The sequence below is a fragment of the Bacillota bacterium genome, from assembly GCA_023511455.1.
Taxonomy (GTDB): domain Bacteria; phylum Armatimonadota; class HRBIN16; order HRBIN16; family HRBIN16; genus HRBIN16.
Map to the genome: position 1 here is coordinate 38,983 of JAIMBJ010000020.1, position 18,809 is coordinate 57,791.

Below are 18,809 nucleotides of genomic sequence, written 5' to 3' on the forward strand. Positions count from 1 at the left end.
TCCGCTGGTGCTATTCCCTGACCACCTGCATCTTGAGGAAATGCGTGGCGCAGGAGATACACGGGTCGTAATTGCGTATTGCCTGTTCGCATCGCCACTGCAGCTGCTCCAGAGGCAGGTCCGCGTTTGCCTTCACCAGACTCCAAAGGTCCGCCTCGATGCTTTTCTGGTTCTGGGCGGTAGGTGGTACGATTCTCGCATCCAGAATGGTGCCGTATTCGTCGACGCGGTATCGATGGTAGAGGATGCCTCGTGGAGCCTCGGTGCAGCCGTGACCTGTCGCCGCGTAAGGACGCACCTCCACGGCGGGCTTATCGGGCATGGTGTAGTTGGCGATAATGCGCAACGCTTCATCGCAGGCGTAGAGGGTTTCAATAGCACGTACCACGATGCTTTGGAAGGGGTTTCGACACGGCGCGACGACCCCTACCTCCTTCGCCACATCCTGCGCCAACGGTGAGAGCCTGTCGAAGTTCAGATTGAACCGCGCCAGCGGCCCCACCATGTATGCACCGCGACGGGCGATGCGTGCGTGCAGGGCGTTGGAGTAGGGCACGTGCTCTTCCACAATGTGCGCCTCAAACTCATCGATAGCGATATCCAGCCCTTTGTTCGAAACCAGTCTCCCTTCGTTCAACGGATATTCCGCCGGGCGGCGCAGAGCGACAAATTCGTAGTCCTGCTCGAACTCGGGGGTGGGCAGGCTTGCCGTCCACTTCACCAGTTGGATGGAGGCGTCGCGCGCCCATTTCAGGCGTTCCTCTATCTCCTGCAAGTCACGTCGGCGGGGCACCTTGTAGAAGCCTCCCACCCTGACGTTAATCGGGTGAACCTCCCTGCCGCCGATAAGGGTCACCAGGTCGTTTCCCACCTTTTTCAGCTTCAGTGCGGTTTCCACTATCTGGGGATGGTCACGTGCCATCTGGATGGCGTCTTCGTAGCCCAGAAAATCGGGGGCGTGTAGCATCGCGACATGCAGGACATGGCTTTCAATCCACTCGCCGCAGTATATCAGTCGTCGCAGGTCGCGGATGGGGCCCTCGATCTTGATGCCGAAGGCATCTTCCATTGCGTGCGCCGCGCTCATCTGGTAGGCGATGGGGCATATCCCGCAGATGCGAGCGGTGATGTCAGGCGCTTCACGGTAGCTTCGCCCGCGAAGAAAGGCTTCGAAGAAGCGGGGAGGTTCGAATATCTTAAAGCGCACCTCCGCTGGCTGTCCGCCCTTGAAGCGGACATATAGGGCGCCTTCACCTTCTACCCGCGCCAGGTAGTCTACCTTAATCGTGTTACCTTTCATGGCTTTCACTCTCTCTTCGGAAGGCTTCGGAATAGGCGTTGAATCCTCGGTAGGCACGGATCAGGTCTTCCTCTTTAACGCCCAGCTGCTTCCATCGCTTGCTGAGCGATTGCGTGTTCGGTGTCTCTTTCGGGCCGAAGCAGCCATAGCATCCACGGGAATACGATGGGCATATCGCGCCACATCCCGCGTGGGTGACGGGTCCCAGACAGGGCGTGCCTTTGGCTACCATGACGCACACAATGCCCCGCCGCTTGCACTCGGAGCAGACGCTATGGGGAGCGATGTTCGGCTTGCGCCCGTTGAGGTAAGCGTTGATGACTTCCAGCAGCTGGTATTTGTTCACCGGGCAACCGCGCAGCTCGAAGTCCACGAACACATGGTCATGCACCGGCGTGGATCTGCTCAGCGTCTGGATGTACTGCGGCGTCGCGTACACGAGAGAGATGAATTCACGCACATCTTTGAAGTTGCGCAGTGCCTGAATACCGCCGGCGGTCGCACACGCGCCGATGGTAATCAGGAAGCGCGACACACGACGTACCTGATGGATGCGTTCCGCGTCGTGCGGCGTGGTGATGGAACCCTCCACGAGCGAGATGTCGTACGGCCCCTTGACCGTCGCACGGCTGGCTTCCAGAAAGTACGCTATCTCTACTGTCCCCGCGACTTCCAGCAGTTCGTCTTCGCAGTCGAGCAGACTCAGTTGACATCCATCGCAGGAGGCGAACTTCCATACAGCCAGTTTGGGTTTGGTGGTGCGCGCCATCACTATATCTCCCGTCTCTCAAACAGATGTTGTACCCTGTCGTAGCGGAACACGGGTCCGTCCTTGCAGACGAAGTAAGGACCGAACTGGCAGTGTCCGCAGATGCCTGTTCCGCACTTCATGTTGCGTTCCATCGAAATGTAGATTTGCGAGGGCGGAACGCCTCGTCGTTGCAGTTCCAGCACGGTGAACCGCATCATGATTTCCGGGCCGCATACCAGCGCGATCGAGTTGCGGGCGTCAAAGGGCGCGCGAGGTATCAGCGAAGTGACCACCCCCACGTTGCTTCGCCAGCCACCCATCGCGCGGTCGACGGTGATATGTACTTCCAAATCGAACTGTGAGCGCCATCTTTGCAGTTCGCGCCTGTAGAGGATGTCGTTGGGTGTGCGTGTTCCATACAGCAGGACGATTTTCTCGTAACGGTCGCGGTTGGCGAGCATCTGATACAGCGCGGAGCGCAGGGGCGCAAGCCCGATGCCACCAGCTACAATCACCACGTCTGCGCCCTCCGCCTGCTCAACGGGCCACGGAGTACCGAAGGGACCTCGCACCCCGATGACATCTCCCCGTCTGAGCTTCCCCATCGCCTTCGTCACAGTGCCCACCTCGCGCGTGGTGTGCATGAGGATGCGCGGGTTGGTCGGGTCGCTGCTGATAGAGATGGGTATCTCGCCAACGCCGAACACGTAGAGCATGTTGAACTGCCCCGCCTGAAAAGCGAAGCTATCCGACCCCTTTACCGGCTCGAGCTCAAGGGTAAAGGTATCGTGAGTCTCGTGTCTCACTTGCTGAACTCGAAAAGGACTCGGAACCATCGTCACAGAAAAGCCCCCTCTACGTGGTGTGCCTCTCTTTGGTGCTGTAAACGTCCAGCAGCTGCAGGCGCGTTGCCTGAAGCCTCTGAGTAATAACCTCCGCAAAGCGTTTCAGCAGCTCATAGCCCAGGTCGTGGTCTTGCTCGCACTTGCGGCGCAGACACTCGCCGTCCATCGCGATAGCCCGGGTGGCCTCTATCGCTCGTGCGTCGAAGTGCCACCGATAAGGTGGAACCAGCCACGACCACCCTAAGATGTCTCCTGAGTTCAATGTTTGGATGGTAATCGTTCCCATGCCTGCGGCATGTATCTCGAGGGCTACTTTACCTTCGCGGATGAGGTAGAATGTATTTGCCTCTTCTCCCTCGCGGAAGATGATGTGCCCTTCCTGGAAAACCACATTCGATGCGCAGCCGGTGAGGACTTCCAGATGTCGTTTGTCCAACCCAGCAAAGAAGGGATGTTCGGCAAGGATGGGTTCAAGCGTTCGCATGGCTCTCCTCCTTTGGTGATGACTGGGCAGCTTTGCCCTCCTCGCTTCGCCGCAAGACCCGCACCTCTTCGGTGATATCTATGCCAACGGGGCACCAGGTAATGCACCGTCCACATCCCACGCAACCGATCACGCCAAACTGGTCCTGCCACGATGCCAGCTTGTGCGTTATCCACTGGCGGTAGCGCGAGGCTTCAGAAACCCGCACCGGACTGCCGTGAATGTAGGAGAAGTCCACGTGGAAGCAGGAATCCCACTTGCGCCGCCGTTCGGCAACGGTTCCCTGCAGATTGGTTACGTCCTCCACCGTATGGCAGAAGCAGGTCGGGCAGACCATCGTGCAGTTCGAGCAGGTCAGACAGCGTTTCGCTACATCTTCCCAGTGAGAGCTATCCAGATGGCGGTAGAGCAGGTCTTTGATGTCCGTGGTGTCCATGCGCTTGACAATGCGCCGGGCGGCGTTCTCTACCACCTGCTGCGCTTGTTGCCAATGCCTTTCGGTGGCGGGCTGAACAGGCACTCCGTCCAGCACCGCCAAGCCCAGTTCCGTGCCGACCTCTATCACGAAAAAGTGTTCTTTGCTGTCTAACACTTCGGTCAGCGCGAGGTCGAAACCGCCCCGCGCTCGAGGACCCGTTCCCATAGAGGTACAGAAGCAGGTTGCTGCAGGATGGGTGCAGTGGACGGCTATCAGCAAAGCGTTCTCGCGCCTGCGTGCGTAGAAGTGGTCGCGGTGCTCCTCGCCGAGAAACACTTTATCCTGTATGGCTATTGCCGCCAGCTCGCAGGCACGTACACCGAGAAAGGCATAACGGGGTGCCTCTCCTTCTTCGGGAATGACCTCGAAGCCACCGTCGCCGTTTCGCTTTGCCTGCCACAGTCGCAGGTTGGGGGGATAAAGGTAGTATTTCCACGAGCGTGGTCCCACGGCGTACCCGAAGAAAGTCTTGTCCGCACGCCTTTTGACACGGTAAACTGCGGCGCGCTGCTCATCGGTCAAACCGATGGGCAGGTCGTCGGCGGACTCTATCGGCTCGAGCACGATGGCGTCATCTCGAAGGGTAGGGGCGATAATCTGGTAACCAAGGCGTTGCAGGCTGTCGAGCAGCTGCTGGAACTCTGCGGCAGGCAGTATCCATCGGTTTTCTGTAACAGCACCCGACTGTGGCATGGAAGATTTCCTCCAGCAGAATAAAATCCTTGTCCGAAAGAATGGACTATCAGTGAGATAGTTTCCTCACTCCAATTACTTCAACAAATAGAATATCATATCCTTTATGGTTAAGCAAGCTGTGCAGAGTCCTTTTTCGGGTTGCTCCATACAAAACATGCATGTTAAAATGATAACGTATGAAACGACACGGGGAACATAGCTCCGAGCTTTCGCCTCCTTCTGCTGTGGCGCTCTGGCACAATAGCGTTTATCGCTCCTACTGGATTGGGGCGTTTGTCTCTTTTCTCGGAAGCTGGATGCAAACAGTCGCTCAGGGATGGGTAGTGTACGAAATCACCAACAGCAAACTGCTTCTTGGTCTTTTGGGTTTTGTCGGTTCGCTGCCGACGACGTTGTTCAGCCTGTTTGGTGGAGTGGTCGCCGACCGCATGGAAAAGCGGAGGCTGGTTATCACCACGCAAGCACTGTTTGCCGTCAATGCTTTCGTGCTGGCAGTGTTGATTCTGACCGGACGGGTGGAGTTCTGGCACATTGCACTCATCGCTGCGCTGAACGGGCTTGTGACCGCAGTGGATGCCCCTGCCCGGCAGGCAATGGTCATGGACCTGGTCGGCGCGCAGTTTGTGACCGTAGGGGTGGCGATGAACTCTGCTGCGTTCAACACCGCGCGTATTCTGGGTCCTGCCATTGCGGGTAAACTCATCGAGATGGTCAACGCGGGATGGTGTTTCATGCTCAATGCGGTGAGCTACCTGGGCATCATCATTGCTCTTTTGCGGATACCGGCGACGCCCAGCCGGGGCCCTGTGGACCGCCTCTCCATGTGGTCGGAGCTGAAAGAAGGGTTGATATACGTCTATCGCGACGGCTTATTGAGAAGCCTGGTGCTTCTGGACTGCGTGTTAAGCATCTTTGCCATGTCATACACCACGTTGATGCCTGTGTTTGCTCGCGATGTTTTACAGGTGGGCAAACAGGGACTGGGCAATCTCTTTTCGGCGACGGGTTTTGGCGCGTTGATGGGTGCGCTAACCCTAGCGAGGGTAGCGGGCAGTGTTCCGCGGGGAAAGGTGGTCATTACAGCGGCAACAGGGCTGTGTATGGGCTTGACGCTGTTTGCGCTGTCGCGCAGCTATCTGCTGTCGCTTGCCTGTCTGGTGCTGGTTGGCGGGTCGGCAGTGAGCACTCTGGGTTCCATCAATGCACTATTGCAGTCTCTAAGCCCAGAGCATCTGCGGGGTCGCACGATGTCGCTGCATGTGTTTGCGCTGATGGGGCTGGCTCCATTTGGCAACCTGCTCATGGGCTGGATAGCCTCGCAATGGACAGCCACCTCTGCGCTGGTGACGGGTGCTGTCGTTTGTGCGCTGGCAGTGGGCTTCACCGCGGCACGCCGCGACGTGCGGCAGCTACCAGCGGTGTGATATCGAAATCTGGCAAGCAGGGAAGGAGGCGAAATGGACTACTCGCGTGCAGTCATGTATATGCAGGGATTAAAACGCTTCGGCATCAAGCTGGGCAACGAACGGTTCGAAGCCTTGCTGGAGCGTTTGGGCAATCCTCACCATCAGCTGCGTGTTATCCACGTGGCGGGCACGAACGGTAAGGGGTCTACCTGCACGTTCATCGCCACTATTTTACAGGCGGCAGGGTATAAGGTGGGGTTGTACCTCTCGCCGTATGTGTTCAACCTGCGCGAACGCATTCAGGTCAACGGCTATATGATCCCCGAGGCGGACTTCGCGAGGCTGGTGACATGGATAAAACCGCACATCGAAGAGCTGGCGCAGACGCCGCTGGGGCAAGTGACAGAGTTCGAGCTGAAGACGGCGGTTGGCTTCAGCTGTTTCGCCGAACAGAGGGTAGACTTTGCTGTGATCGAAGTGGGTCTGGGGGGCAGGCTGGATGCCACCAATGTAGTGCGTCCGCTGGTGAGCGTGATTACGTCCATCGGCTGGGACCACATGGACAGGCTGGGAGACACCCTGGGTAAAATCGCGGCGGAGAAAGCGGGCATCATCAAGCCCTGTGCGCCAGCGGTTACCGGCGTTACCGAGCAAGAGCCACTGGAGGTCATTCGTGAACATGCGCAGCGAGCCGGCGTGCCTCTGACGGAGGTGAAGCCGGAACGCATGGTTGTTCCGCCGCCGGTGCGTACCGTGCACTGGCAGGATGAGGGAGTGCATCGGGCGCGACAGAGGGTATCGGTGCGTACCACAGATGGGGTGTATCGCCACCTGAGCCTGCGTCTGCTGGGCAAGCATCAATGTTCCAACGCCGCGGTCGCCATCGCGGCTATCGAGGCACTGCGGCACGCCTGTCGTGTGGAGATACCTGAAAGCGCAATCCGCATGGGGCTGGAACATGCGACTTTACCTGGCAGGATGCAGATAGTCAGGCGTTCACCGACGCTGTTGCTGGACGGGGCGCATAACGTGAGCGCTGTCGAGTGCCTGGTTCAAGCCATTCAGGATACCTTCCGCTACCGCAGGTTGATACTGGTCATGGGGATGACCAAAGGGCACGACGCGCAGGCGGTGGTCGATACGCTGGCGCCTCTGGCTTCACACATCATCTTTACGCAACCCAGCGAGCCGCGCGGACGTCCCGCAACAGACCTGCCGAAAGCTGCTACGGTGACCTTGCCCCCGTACGACATCGTTCCGTCGGTGCCAGAGGCGGTGGAGCGCGCAATGAGTATGGCGCAGGCAGATGACCTTGTGTGCGTAACAGGCAGTTTTTACGTGATAGGAGAAGTACCGGTGGAGAAGTGGCAAACCGCTTCTCGCCAAACAGCCCACATAGAGGAGGGAACCATCCATGCAGTTTCAGGAGAAAACGCTGGCGATGTATCGCACTGAAAAGCATTTCACAGGAGTGGTGGTGCTGCTGGTGGCGCTTGCGCTGCTCGCTGGCTGGTGGCTGGGCACGCGGTCGCGCACTGCACCTGTCCCCACCGAGCCCAAACTGCCCACCTTCGAACAGGCTTCCACTCAGCTGAAGACGAGCTCGGAGGCGTTCGCGGCAGTGGCGAGGCAGGCAACCCCTGCAGTGGTGAACATCAGCGCAGCGACTATCATCCCGGGCAGAAGGTCGCCCCTGTTCGATGACCCGCTGTTCCGCTACTTCTTTGGCGATGAAGACATCCCGTTTCGTCAGCCGGAGCGCGTCGTGCGCAGCCTCGGGTCCGGCGTCATTGTGAGCCGCGACGGTTTGATACTTACCAATAACCATGTCGTGGCGGGAGCCAGCCGCATCACGGTGACGCTGGCGGATGGGCGCAAGTTTTCGGATGCCCAGATAGTGGGTACCGACCCGGCGACCGACCTGGCTCTGCTGCGTATTCGCGCCAGTAACCTCCCCGCCATCAAATGGGGCGACTCGCGTGCGCTGGAGGTCGGTGAATGGGTGCTTGCCATCGGCAACCCGTACGGGCTGAGTCAGACGGTGACCGCCGGTATCGTCAGTGCGAAGGGGCGGCGCGATGTCGGCATCTCGGTTTACGAGGACTTCATCCAGACCGACGCGGCGATTAACCCCGGCAACTCGGGTGGCGCGCTGGTAAACATTCGCGGCGAGCTGGTGGGCATCAACACCGCCATCCTGTCGCAGAGTGGGGGCAACGTGGGCATCGGGTTCGCCGTACCCAGTCATGAGGCGCGCCGGGTGATGGAGTTGCTCCTGCGCGACGGCAAGGTGTCGCGTGGATGGCTGGGGATTATCCCCGCCCGAGTGGAAGACGAGACGGTGCAGGGCGTCATTGTCGCCAACCTGTTCCGCAACAGCCCTGCCGACCTTGCCGGACTGGACATTGACGATGTCATCCTGGAGTGTAATGGGAAGAGAGTGTCCTCTCCGGGCGAATTGAAGAACATGATTGCCTCCATGCCCGCTGGTGCAGAGGTTACCCTGCTGATACAGCGCGGCAGCGAGCGGGGAAGGGTTCGCCTGCGCGTCGCCGACCATCCTTTCGACCGCTTCGGGCGACCCGTGCCGGGGATTTAGAAAAAATCCTGTTCGAAATACCGATTCGGGTGAAACCTGCAGGCTGCGCCAATCGTCTGAGTATTTTGCCAGTGCCCAGCCGCTGCTGGCTGAAAGGAGGTTGGGATGCGATGGCAGAGACGCTGGCGCGTAACAGGCGGCTCCGACACGCAGAGCCATCCCAGCCCCGGATGGTAGAGAGCCCGAACTGGCTGTTTACCTGTCTGGTGTGTGGAGAGCCGATAACGTTTGACGAGCCGCTGATGACATGGACGCAGGGAAACGAGGTCAAGGTAGCGCACTGTCGCTGTATGCCTCGCCCACCCGGGCGTGCAAAGGAGCAATAAAATGCGAGTGACCGATCAGCACCCGGAAGTTCGTCGGGTTTTGCGTGCGCTTGTCGAGGACGTTCAGGCAGGGGTGCCCATCCTGCTCGAACGGCGTGAACGCTATGGCGCGATTCTCGGCGACTTCCGGGTGCAGTTCGAGGGTGAGGACGACCTCCTGCATCTATCCATCACGCGCGTGGATGGCGGGCGCGTTTCCCACGAGGACGCGCAGCATATCGCCGACCTCTTCTTTCACGCCGTACCCAAAGGGCTTATCTACTCACGCCCGGCAGAGTATTCTGTACATTATTACGTTGCCCACGACCTGCTGGTCAGGTACCTGATTGAGCCTGCTGAGGCGGATCGCCCCAATCGGGAACCTTGAGCAGTTCTCCATCGCGCAGGGCGGACATGTGCGCTACCACGCCGGGCGCAAGATACCGCACCGCTTCCCAAACGTGAATGCGCGGCAACCGTCCCCTGTTGCAGGCATCCACAAACTCGTGTACGAGATAGGCGTGATAGCCTCCATGCCCTCCTTTGTCGGCTGCCAGCGGCTCGGGCAGGAGCTCGCCGACCATGCTCAGGTCTACCGGCTCCCAGCCGCTTTTGGTGACCCACTTCGCTCCGGAAACGTCGTTCTCGAAGCTCGCTTCCGTGCCGTAGATGCGGAACCCTTCCCGTCCCACATGACCGACACGGCGGAACTCGCAAATGCGAGCGGTCGCGCCGTTGCTCATGCGAAAGAGAGCCACCTCGTTGCAGAAGGGGTTACCCCAGATGGTGTCCAGACGGTGCCACTCGTCATCGGGATAGATGTATCCCTGCGCGGAGACCTCGGTCATGTGTGCGCCCATGACACTAATCACCCCGCTGGTGGAGTGGGTGGGGTAGTACATGGGCGGATCGCCGGTCTTATCCCTGCCGAACTGCTCGCCCCAGCGGTTGCGCAGCACCTCATATAGTCCGTGCGAAATGTCATGGAAGTATTCGCCCTCAGCGTAAACAAAGTGCCCGAACGCCCCTTCCTGCGCCTTCTGCCGGCAGAAGATGGTTTCTGGTCGGAAGAAGGTGGTTTCACCCAGCATGTAGAGTTGCCCGGTGCGTCGGACGGTTTCCACCAGACGGTCACACAGTTCCAGGGTCTGCTCGGGTTCACGCGCGTACGCTGGGGGCACCGCGCTGTATACATGCTTGCCCGACTCCATCGCCTGTATCGCCTGTTCCGCGTGCAGCCAGTGCTGTGTGATGATGGCGAGGGCGTCCAGGTCGCTGCGGCAGATTTCGTCCAGCGAGGAGTAGGTTTCGGTGACGCCAAACTCGCTGGCAGCGTGCGCCAGACGCTCGGCGTTCAGGTCGCAGAGAGCGATGCGGTGTACGTCGGGATGGTCACGGAACAACCGGATGAAATGCCTGCCGAACTGTCCTACGCCCACAATGCCAACGCTGATGCTCATCGTGTTCCTCCTGACGGGTGGTTATGGCTAGTTTCGGTTGTGGGCACGGATTCCCTGCCCGACAGGAACCGATGGGCGTGGGCGCGAAAGAGAACTCCACATACAGGAGGCGAAAGTGAAGATGCACGTCAACAAGGTGCTTCAGAAGTTGCGCGAGGGTAAACCGGTGCTGGTGGGCATCGTCTGGACGGTACCGCACTGGAAGATTGTGGAGATGATGGGTATTGCAGGCTACGACTGCGTGTGGATCGAGATGGAACATTCGGATTTCACGCTCGAACAGGTATCGCAGATGATTCTGGCGGCGCGGGCGAAAGGCATCGAGACGCTGGTGCGTATTCCGCGTGGCAGTTACAACGATGTTATCCGTCCGCTGGAGGCGGGGGCAACGGGGCTGCTTTTGCCTCACTGCACAGGCGGAGAAGATGCACGGGAGTTTGTACGAATGGCGCGGTTTGCCCCGCTGGGCTGGCGCGGCATCGGTGGCAGTGTGGATATCGCCTACGGGACAGAGTTCTCGGACGAGTACTACAGGTGGGCGAACCGCGAAATCCTGCTGGGCGTGATGATCGAGCGTAAGGAAGCCATAGAAGACATCGATGCCATCGCGGGCACCGAGGGGTTGGACCTGTTGCTGGTAGGTCCCGCCGACCTGTCGCAGAGTTTGGGTGTGCGTGGTGACTTCACACATCCTCTCCTGCAGGAGGCAATGGCGCGACTAGCCGATGCTTGCGCCCGACACGGCAAGGCATGGGGAATCGCGGGCAACGTGCCGCCTCCCAAAGAGCAGTATGCTATGGGTGCGCGCTTTTTCACCGTGGCGCATGAAATGGGTCTGCTGATGGATGGGTTCCGCCAAGCGAAGGAGACGTTTGAGAAAGAGTTGGCAGGGTAGGGCAGCGGTGGACTGCCAGCCTTCACGTGTGTTCGTCTTCATGCGCGAGCATATCGGCGATGTGGTGAACAGCACGGCGGCGTTGTACTGCCTGCGTCGGCGGTTTGCGGAGGCTTATCTCTGCGTGGAGGTGGGCGAGCGAGCGGCAGAGGTGCTGCGGAACTTCCCGGGTATCGACGAACTCTGGCTACGTCCCACCCATCAGGGGCTGTGGGGCAAACTGCAGTTTATCCGCCGGCTTCGCAAGGGGCGGTTTGACCTTGCGGTGATACTTGACGACAGTGCGGACATGGTGCTGCACGCATGGCTTGGAGGCATTCCGTTGCGAGTGGGGGTCAGACGCAAAAGCAGGTTCCAGCGGCTGTATACGGCTTGCGTACCTCACCATCCTTCGCGCCACGAAACACTGGAGCACTTCCGCGATGTGGTGAAGCTGCTCGGTTGTGACACCTCCGATTACCGTCCCCTCCTTTATCCTTCCTCAGAGGACGTGCAAACCGCCGGGCGCGAGCTCCGTCAGGCGGGGTGGAACGGTGAAACGCCTCTCGTGGGTATTCATCCGGGCGCGAGCCGCGAACACCGGCAGTGGTTTGCCGACCGTTTTGCCCAGGTGTGTGACATGCTGGCTGAAAGGGGTGTGCAGTGCGTCGTGATTGGAGGCAAGCGAGACTTACCTTTAGCCCAGCAGATACTCACGAACTGCCGCACCCATCCCCTGATGTTGACTGGTCGATTGACGATACTGCAGACCGCTGCACTGATGCCCTTGCTCCGTCTGTTAATTACCGCTGATAGTGGCCCCATGCACATCGCGGCAGCGATGGGCACGAAGGTAGTTGCCCTCTATGGAGTCAGTGACCCTGTGTACACCGGTGCCTTCGGCGAGGGACACGTTATCATCCGCCATAACGAGCCATGCGTCGGATGCACTGCCGAACGGTGCGTGCACGACAGGGAGTGCATGAAGAGAATCCGTGCGGAGGAGGTGCTGGAGGCTACGGCTGGCATCCTTCAACTCTCGCTCTGAGCATTCTGCCCGGCGGACAACAGTACCCAGTGCCGGATAATCCACAGGATGGTCGCACATGTGACCGCCGTATCCGCCACGTTAAACACCGGGAACACGCGGAAGTCAATAAAATCTACGACATGTCCCAGCCGTATCCTGTCCAGCACGTTCCCCAGCGCGCCGCCCACCAAAAGGCTGGCGATGGCGGTTGTCCATGCGCAGGCATCGCGCAGGCGCAGGTAGTATATCAGCACGGCTACCACCAGCACCAGCGAGATCCACAAAAAGGCGCGCCCATACTGCGGAAACAGCCCGAACGCAATGCCCGAGTTGAACGAAAGTGTGAACTGCAACACGCCCGGCACAACCGGCACCGATTGGCCGGGCGCAAGGTTCCATTGTATCCACCACTTGCTGACCTGATCCAGGGTGATAACCAGCAGAGTGGCTGCGAAGAACCATATCTTCATGCGATGGCTCTCACCGCAGTGGCACAGCGCGCGCACAGGTCGGGATACTCTGCGTCCACACCGATATCGGTGCGAATCTGCCAGCAGCGCGGACACTTCTCGCCCTCCGCTTTGTGTACCGTCACTAACACCTCTTCTTCGTCCCATTGCTCTACCTCTACCGACGATACCATGTACAGCGTCGGCAGGTCGACAAAGAAGGGTTTGAGTGCGCTCCAGGTCTCGTCGTCCAGCTTGATGTGCAGAGCGGCCTCCTGCGAGCGGCGAATCATCTCCGACTGCCGCGCCTGTTCGATCGCCTTGTTCACCGTTTCGCGCATCGCCAGCACCGGCTCCCACCGCTCCAGCATCGCCGCATCGTGCACCGAGAAGGGGTCCTCAGGCAGCTGCGAGAGCAACACGCTCAGCGGTTTGTTCTCGCCAGGCAGGGATTGCCAAACCTCCTCCGCGGTGTGCGTGATGATGGGCGCGAGCAGCTGCGCCAGCGTCTGCGCGATAAAGTGCAACGCGGTCTGCGCCGAACGGCGTTCGTGCGAAGTGGGCGGCGAGCAGTACAGGCGGTCTTTCAGCACGTCCAGATAGAACGCGCTCATGTCTACCACGCAGAAGTTATGCACGTTCTGGTACACTCGGTGGAACTCGTAAACCTCGTAGGCTGCCACGCAGTCCGCGAGCAATTTGCGGGTGCGCGCCATCGCCCACTGATCCAGCGGCAACATCTGGCTCTCCACCACGCGGTGCTGGGCGGGATCGTAGTCGTACAGGTTGCCCAGCAGGAAGCGCATGGTGTTGCGGATGCGCCGGTATGCCTCGGCGGTGCGGTCCAGAATCTCGAAGGATAGTCGCACGTCCTCGAAGTAGTTGCAGCTGGACACCCACAACCTCAGCACGTCCGCGCCGTATTTGTGAATGACCTCCAGCGGGCTGATGACATTGCCCCAGGACTTGTGCATGGCGCGTCCTTCGCCGTCCAGCATCCAGCCGTTGGTGATGACCGCGCGGTAAGGGGCATCGCCTTTCGTGGCGACGGCAATCATCAGGCTGGAGTTGAACCAGCCGCGGTGCTGGTCGGAACCTTCCAGATACACGTCGGAGGGCCAGCGCAGTTCCGGGCGGTGCTCCAGCACGGCGCGGTGCGTGCAGCCGCTGTCGAACCACACGTCCAGAATATCATCCTCTTTATCGAAGGTGGTGTTGCCACACTTCGGGCACCTGATGCCTTCGGGCAGGAAGAACTCCGCAGGTTTCTCGAACCACACGTCGCTGCCTGCCTTCTCTACCTCGTCGGCGATGCGGGCGATGATGGCAGGGTCCAGCAGCACCTCGCCGCATGCCCTGCAGTAGAAAGCGGGGATACCCACGCCCCACGCCCGCTGGCGGCTGAGGCACCAGTCAGGGCGTGCCTGCACCATGCTGCGGATGCGGTTGATGCTCTGCGGCGGGAACCACTTCACGCGGTCAATCGCTTCCAGACACCGCTGACGGTGATTGTGGTGGTCGATGTTCATGAACCACTGCACCGTCGCACGGAACAGCAGGGGGGAGTGACAGCGCCAGCAGTAGGGGTACTGATGTTCGTAAGGCTCGTATGCCAGTAACGCGCTCTGCTCCCGCAGCCACTCGATAATCTCCGCATCGGCATCGCGCACGTATTTGCCAGCGATGCGCTCGCCCACCTCGCTGGTGAACTTACCCTGCACGTCCACCGGACACAGCACCTGCAAGCCGTATTCCTGACCGGTGTGGAAGTCCTCTTCGCCATGCCCGGGGGCGATGTGCACCACGCCAGTGCCTTCGGTCATGGTCACGTAGTCCGCGAACACCACCGGCGACTCGCGCCCGTACAGGGGATGCTGGAACAACAGCCCCGAAAGCTGATTGCCCGGCACCGTGCGCACCACGCGGTACTCCTTCGCGCCGATGCGGGACATGGTGCTTTCCACCAGCGCCTCTGCCAGCAGGTATTGCACACCGTCCGTTTCCACGATGGCATACGGCTCCGCGGGGTGTACCGCCACCGCCAGGTTGGACGGGATGGTCCAGGGGGTGGTCGTCCATATCAGGATGTATGCCCGCTTCCCGTCTTCGTCGGGAAAGACGCCGTTGGGGTCTTCCTTCAGGGCAAAGCGCACGGTGATGGATGGCGAGGTATGCGTATGGTATTCGATTTCGGCATCCGCCAGCGCGGTTTCGCACACCGGACACCACAGCACCGGCTTCAGACCGCGATAGATGTAGCCCCGCTCCACCAGCTCCCCGAACACGCGCACCAGCGTGGCTTCAAATTCGCAGGACATGGTGAGGTAGGGGTTCTCCCAGTCGCCGATACAGCCCAGTCGCTGGAACTGCTCGCGCTGCCGGTTGACGAAGTGCGCGGCGTACTCGCGGCAACGCTTGCGCAGGGTGACCTTGTCGGGCTTTTCGCCTTTGCGTCGGAACTCTTTGGTGACCTCGTTTTCGATGGGCATGCCGTGATTGTCCCACCCGGGCACGAACGGCGACCGATAGCCCTGCAACATGCGGAACTTGACGATGATGTCCTTCAGGGTTTTGTTGAGCGCGTGCCCCATGTGAATGTCCCCGTTGGAATACGGGGGACCGTCGTGCAGGATAAACAGACCGCGCGGAGCGGGTTTCTCCAGTGCCTTATGGTAGATGTCCTGTTCCTGCCAGAACCGCTGAAACTGCGGCTCTCGCTTTACCAGGTCCGCCTTCATCGGGAAGGAGGTTTTCGGCAGATTCAATGTGTGATCCCAGTCCATTGCTCACCTCATCCGTTCAAACGATACATGAAATCTCTCAACGCCTCTTTCCAGTGTCGGGGCAGGGGGATACCTGCCCAGCGCAACCGTTCCATCGCCAGCACTGAATACGCAGGACGCTGCGTTGGCGACAGCCACTCGCGGCTGCTAATCGGTGTGATAGGCACCTCCGCCTCAAGCCATCCGCGTTCTCGCGCCAGCCTCAATGTTTCACACGCCAGTTCGTACCATGTGGCGGAGCCGCTGTTCACAGCGTGATACGTGCCGTACGGAACCGCCCTTTGCACCATCTGCAGCAGCACTTCCGCCAAATCCCAGGTGAACGTGGGCGAACCCACCTGGTCATTCACCACGCGCAGCGGCTTGCCCTTTTGCGCCGCGTTCAGGATGGTACGCGGGAAGCACTTTCCCGCCGTGCCGTACAGCCACGCGGTGCGCACAATCCAGTGGCGCGGGCAGGACTGGCGTATCCATTCTTCTCCTGCCAGCTTGCTGGCGCCGTACACGTTCAGCGGGCGGGGAGGGTCCCACTCGGTATAGCCGCTGCGCTTGCTGCCGTCGAACACGAAATCGGTGCTGATGAACAGCAGCCGCGCTCCCACATCTGCGCAGGCGGACGCCACGTTCGCCGCTCCAAAAGCGTTGGTGCGGTATGCCTCTTCGGGATGGCGTTCGCAGCCCTCCACGTCCGTGTGTGCCGCACAGAGTATCACCACGTTCGGGGCAGCCTGCTCGACCACGCGCTGCACGACGGCGGTATCGGTGATGTCCAGCGTGAAATCTCCCGCACGCCGCGCTGCGGTGAGCAGATGGAAGTGGGGCGCAAAGCGGGCGCAGATATCCTGCCCCAGCATTCCACTTGCCCCGATGACCAGAACCGTGTCCCTCACCGCCCCATAAACGCCTCTCTGCACAAGATTATACCAGAATCTGAAAGTTGGGGAGAGGTAACGGAAATCGCTTGCCGGGTCTGAGAAAACCTTGACAAATCACCAATACGTGGTGTATATTCTAACCAAACCCGTGTTGTCGGGCGAGTGCGAAGGGAGGCTTATCAAGGTGTCTTGCAATCTGCGCTTTTCTGCCCCCCCCTTATCGCGTGGGCAGCGGTGAGCGTGTGTTTACTGGTCTCTCCCCTGCAAGCCCAAGACCTCCACATCACCCTGCTCAACGGCGACTGCGACGGCGATAACGAAGTCACCCTCCTGGATTTCGGGATTGTGGTCAGCGCGATGGGAAGCGTGCCCGGCGACCCCAACTGGGAGCCGCGTGCTGACTTGGACGGCGACGGCGAAGTGACCCTGTTTGACTTCGGCATTGTGGAGCGCAACTTTGGACAGGTGGGTGCGGAGCCGTTTGACCCCACGCTGCCCCGCATGCCTGCGGCGAGTGAGGGATATGCTCTGCAAGGGAGTGTCGAACTGCAGGACTGGGTTGGCGCGCCTCAGCCCGTGCGCATTGAGGCTTTGCGCGAGGACGACCCTGACCAGATAGTGTACTGGATGGAGGTTCAGAGTGGGGAGCCATTTACCCTGCATCTACCGCGATCCGGCTTGTGGTGGGTGAAGGTGAGCGGGGCACCGCAAGGCCAGGCTCGCCATTTGACCGGGCAATCCGCCGCTAAGCGGTACTATCTGCCCGGAGACCCCATTCAAGCGTTTTTCATTACTCCGAGAGAGGGAGAGGCATTTGCAGACGCCGCCCTCGAGGACGCCCCAATCGGGGTCTCCGTGTATGCGCAGGACTATGATGACGTGTTTTCCCAATCGGCAGATGGCAGCAGAACCCTGTCCAACCGCGAGCGAACGACCTATGCTTTCGACTTCCAGTGGAGCACGCCCAGTTTGCTGTTCCAATGGGAGATTGTATCTGGTGGCGGTTCTATCGCTCCCATTGCTCCGTATGCACCCTCGGCGCTGTATTTCCCTCCGGTACTGGAACCCTATGAGTACGAACGTACAGTTACCGTACGCTGCACCATCATAGATTTTTCACCTGACCTGTCAAGGATGGATTCGAGGAAGCAGATTACGCGCAGTTTCAGAATCGTTAAACGTCCTACCGTACACTTGGGTGTTGAAGCGGTAGACCCTTGGGGGAATTTACTTTCCACAACGCCTATTCCCTCAGGGCAAGGGGCTTCTCGGCTGAGTTTCACGGCAAACAAGCGAGGGCGTGCATGGAAGCTCGAAAGCGTCACTTTCACCACGCCGTGGGGAACCCAAACAGTACAGAACCCCGACCCCGATGGGCAGGTGTCCGTTTCCTTCACGACGGAGCCTATCTCGCCAGACGAACCCCATCGTCGTTTCCAGTTCGGCGCGTCGGCAGTGTTCAGCATGACATTACCGCCACCCGTTGGACGGATTGAGCAGCGAGATGAGAAGACCGGTGAGCGCTTGCTGGGATTTGATATTCACTACGTCGAGCCGTACGACCGCCTCTATACGAACGAGCTGATAGACGACTCGCGCGGACAATCTGTCTTCGGTACCTGGCCGGTACCCAATTGGTTCCACAACCGGCCCGGGCACTGGGGAGCGGTCGTCCCGCGCTTCAACGAAGAGTACGGTCTTCGTTATCCCATCGTCCATTGGCTTCCTATGACCTTAGAGGAAATCCTTGAGGATATTGATATCGACGAGGAGACATCCGAATTGCTGCGACGGATCGGTGCCATCGAAGTTCTCGGTATCTTCGACTTCATGGGGGCACTGGGACCAGAGCCGTTTGCCGAACAATACAGAGGGCGGATTTACATCTTGCCTGCTGCGGTTTCTCCCTTAAAGGTAGAAGACCCCTACGCGCTTACTGCGGACGGTATCGATCTGCTTGCGAGGGTTGTTACCCACGAGTTTGCACATAGAGACCAATTCCTCCGAGCATGGGGAGGCTTCAGCGACGAGTATATCCGGCCGCGTGGCGTATTTCTACCGGGGAACCGAAAAGAGGGGTCGGATGATGACGGGGACGGTCTGTCGAACGATTACGAAGAGAGTGCAGAAGGCCAGTGGTACCAATTTAACAAACAAATATGGGACGCTCTGTACCAGTGGTGGATGGGGCAACAAGGCTGCCAGTCAGGCACAGGGCTGCCCGACGCCGAAATGTATGCCCGCCTCTTCGGGGAGTGGAACCACTACTGGATTGGCTCGTTGGACGAACAGGACTACTCTGTCGGAGGACGGTTAGATTACTGACGACAAGGAGGAAAGCCAGTGAAAACCGCGTTTTCGGTATTGCTCATCGTGGCGACTGCAGTTTCGGTCTGTGCCGACCTGCCTGCGCCCAAAGACCCGCTGGTGATGCCTGCCATCGCGATGCGCCAGACGCCTGAGCTGTGGGTGCG

At 59.6% G+C, this 18,809-nt stretch carries 17 protein-coding genes; 8 read left to right on the forward strand and 9 right to left on the reverse strand.

The window, feature by feature from the left end; translation table 11 throughout:
• Nucleotides 1-10: 10 nt before the first annotated feature.
• From K6U75_11300 to K6U75_11320, 5 genes are read right to left on the reverse strand one after another with little or no spacing between them, the layout of a single operon-like run.
• A complete protein-coding gene (locus K6U75_11300) occupies nucleotides 11-1,300 on the reverse strand; it encodes a Ni/Fe hydrogenase subunit alpha (protein ID MCL6475624.1) in 1,290 nt (429 codons plus the stop codon).
• Nucleotides 1,290-2,069 (reverse strand): oxidoreductase, encoded by a 780-nt coding sequence (locus tag K6U75_11305; GenBank protein MCL6475625.1) that lies wholly within the window; start codon nucleotides 2,067-2,069, stop codon nucleotides 1,290-1,292. Before K6U75_11305 ends, K6U75_11300 begins: the two co-directional genes overlap by 11 nt.
• A 2-nt stretch (nucleotides 2,070-2,071) precedes the next feature.
• Entirely contained in the window at nucleotides 2,072-2,887 is an 816-nt protein-coding gene (locus K6U75_11310) for an FAD/NAD(P)-binding protein (protein ID MCL6475626.1), read from the reverse strand.
• A 19-nt stretch (nucleotides 2,888-2,906) separates the two neighbouring features.
• On the reverse strand, nucleotides 2,907-3,380 hold the full coding sequence (locus tag K6U75_11315; GenBank protein MCL6475627.1) for a cyclic nucleotide-binding domain-containing protein: 474 nt from the start codon (nucleotides 3,378-3,380) through the stop codon (nucleotides 2,907-2,909).
• Complete coding sequence (locus tag K6U75_11320) at nucleotides 3,367-4,551, reverse strand: 4Fe-4S dicluster domain-containing protein (GenBank protein ID MCL6475628.1); 1,185 nt, start codon at nucleotides 4,549-4,551, stop codon at nucleotides 3,367-3,369. The genes K6U75_11315 and K6U75_11320 overlap by 14 nt, the downstream gene beginning before the upstream one ends.
• A 179-nt stretch (nucleotides 4,552-4,730) precedes the next feature.
• On the opposite strand from K6U75_11320, the gene K6U75_11325 reads away from it, so the two are divergent.
• The 5 genes from K6U75_11325 (at nucleotide 4,731) to K6U75_11345 (ending at nucleotide 9,252) form a co-directional block, all read left to right on the forward strand.
• Nucleotides 4,731-5,978 (forward strand): MFS transporter, encoded by a 1,248-nt coding sequence (locus K6U75_11325; GenBank protein MCL6475629.1) that lies wholly within the window; start codon nucleotides 4,731-4,733, stop codon nucleotides 5,976-5,978.
• Nucleotides 5,979-6,011: 33 nt separating this feature from the next.
• The gene (locus tag K6U75_11330) at nucleotides 6,012-7,415 is read left to right on the forward strand and encodes a bifunctional folylpolyglutamate synthase/dihydrofolate synthase (protein MCL6475630.1); all 1,404 of its coding nucleotides are present in this window, start codon (nucleotides 6,012-6,014) and stop codon (nucleotides 7,413-7,415) included.
• Nucleotides 7,375-8,559, forward strand: a complete 1,185-nt coding sequence (locus K6U75_11335) for a trypsin-like peptidase domain-containing protein (protein ID MCL6475631.1) — start codon at nucleotides 7,375-7,377, stop codon at nucleotides 8,557-8,559. The genes K6U75_11330 and K6U75_11335 overlap by 41 nt, the downstream gene beginning before the upstream one ends.
• Nucleotides 8,560-8,669: 110 nt before the next feature.
• Entirely contained in the window at nucleotides 8,670-8,885 is a 216-nt protein-coding gene (locus tag K6U75_11340; GenBank protein ID MCL6475632.1) for a hypothetical protein, read from the forward strand.
• Between the two features lies 1 nt (nucleotide 8,886).
• Nucleotides 8,887-9,252: a hypothetical protein gene (locus tag K6U75_11345; GenBank protein MCL6475633.1), complete on the forward strand. Its 366-nt coding sequence runs from the start codon at nucleotides 8,887-8,889 to the stop codon at nucleotides 9,250-9,252.
• On the opposite strand, the gene K6U75_11350 is transcribed toward K6U75_11345, so the two are convergent.
• Nucleotides 9,200-10,324: a Gfo/Idh/MocA family oxidoreductase gene (locus K6U75_11350; protein MCL6475634.1), complete on the reverse strand. Its 1,125-nt coding sequence runs from the start codon at nucleotides 10,322-10,324 to the stop codon at nucleotides 9,200-9,202. The genes K6U75_11345 and K6U75_11350 overlap by 53 nt on opposite strands.
• Before the next feature lie 121 nt (nucleotides 10,325-10,445).
• On the opposite strand from K6U75_11350, the gene K6U75_11355 reads away from it, so the two are divergent.
• Nucleotides 10,446-11,219 (forward strand): siderophore biosynthesis protein SbnG, encoded by a 774-nt coding sequence (locus K6U75_11355; GenBank protein MCL6475635.1) that lies wholly within the window; start codon nucleotides 10,446-10,448, stop codon nucleotides 11,217-11,219.
• The gene (locus tag K6U75_11360) at nucleotides 11,197-12,246 is read left to right on the forward strand and encodes a glycosyltransferase family 9 protein (GenBank protein ID MCL6475636.1); all 1,050 of its coding nucleotides are present in this window, start codon (nucleotides 11,197-11,199) and stop codon (nucleotides 12,244-12,246) included. Before K6U75_11355 ends, K6U75_11360 begins: the two co-directional genes overlap by 23 nt.
• On the opposite strand, the gene lspA is transcribed toward K6U75_11360, so the two are convergent.
• From lspA to rfbD, 3 genes are read right to left on the reverse strand one after another with little or no spacing between them, the layout of a single operon-like run.
• Entirely contained in the window at nucleotides 12,231-12,698 is a 468-nt protein-coding gene (gene lspA / locus K6U75_11365) for a signal peptidase II (protein MCL6475637.1), read from the reverse strand. The genes K6U75_11360 and lspA overlap by 16 nt on opposite strands.
• Entirely contained in the window at nucleotides 12,695-15,460 is a 2,766-nt protein-coding gene (ileS, locus tag K6U75_11370; GenBank protein MCL6475638.1) for an isoleucine--tRNA ligase, read from the reverse strand. Before ileS ends, lspA begins: the two co-directional genes overlap by 4 nt.
• 8 nt (nucleotides 15,461-15,468) lie before the next feature.
• Nucleotides 15,469-16,350, reverse strand: coding sequence for a dTDP-4-dehydrorhamnose reductase (rfbD, locus tag K6U75_11375; GenBank protein ID MCL6475639.1), 882 nt, complete (start codon nucleotides 16,348-16,350; stop codon nucleotides 15,469-15,471).
• A 174-nt stretch (nucleotides 16,351-16,524) separates the two neighbouring features.
• Here rfbD and K6U75_11380 point away from each other — a divergent pair, with 174 nt between their 5' ends.
• Nucleotides 16,525-18,660, forward strand: coding sequence for a dockerin type I repeat-containing protein (locus tag K6U75_11380; GenBank protein MCL6475640.1), 2,136 nt, complete (start codon nucleotides 16,525-16,527; stop codon nucleotides 18,658-18,660).
• Nucleotides 18,661-18,809: the final 149 nt, after the last annotated feature.

Coding starts and splice junctions, on each gene's coding strand:
- K6U75_11350 (MCL6475634.1), bottom strand. CDS start 10,324: ATGAGCATCAGCGTTGGCATTGTGGGCGTAGGACAGTTCGGCAGGCAT.
- K6U75_11300 (MCL6475624.1), bottom strand. CDS start 1,300: ATGAAAGGTAACACGATTAAGGTAGACTACCTGGCGCGGGTAGAAGGT.
- K6U75_11340 (MCL6475632.1), top strand. CDS start 8,670: ATGGCAGAGACGCTGGCGCGTAACAGGCGGCTCCGACACGCAGAGCCA.
- ileS (MCL6475638.1), bottom strand. CDS start 15,460: ATGGACTGGGATCACACATTGAATCTGCCGAAAACCTCCTTCCCGATG.
- K6U75_11335 (MCL6475631.1), top strand. CDS start 7,375: ATGCAGTTTCAGGAGAAAACGCTGGCGATGTATCGCACTGAAAAGCAT.
- lspA (MCL6475637.1), bottom strand. CDS start 12,698: ATGAAGATATGGTTCTTCGCAGCCACTCTGCTGGTTATCACCCTGGAT.
- K6U75_11315 (MCL6475627.1), bottom strand. CDS start 3,380: ATGCGAACGCTTGAACCCATCCTTGCCGAACATCCCTTCTTTGCTGGG.
- K6U75_11345 (MCL6475633.1), top strand. CDS start 8,887: ATGCGAGTGACCGATCAGCACCCGGAAGTTCGTCGGGTTTTGCGTGCG.
- K6U75_11305 (MCL6475625.1), bottom strand. CDS start 2,069: ATGGCGCGCACCACCAAACCCAAACTGGCTGTATGGAAGTTCGCCTCC.
- K6U75_11310 (MCL6475626.1), bottom strand. CDS start 2,887: ATGGTTCCGAGTCCTTTTCGAGTTCAGCAAGTGAGACACGAGACTCAC.
- K6U75_11325 (MCL6475629.1), top strand. CDS start 4,731: ATGAAACGACACGGGGAACATAGCTCCGAGCTTTCGCCTCCTTCTGCT.
- K6U75_11355 (MCL6475635.1), top strand. CDS start 10,446: ATGCACGTCAACAAGGTGCTTCAGAAGTTGCGCGAGGGTAAACCGGTG.
- K6U75_11320 (MCL6475628.1), bottom strand. CDS start 4,551: ATGCCACAGTCGGGTGCTGTTACAGAAAACCGATGGATACTGCCTGCC.
- K6U75_11330 (MCL6475630.1), top strand. CDS start 6,012: ATGGACTACTCGCGTGCAGTCATGTATATGCAGGGATTAAAACGCTTC.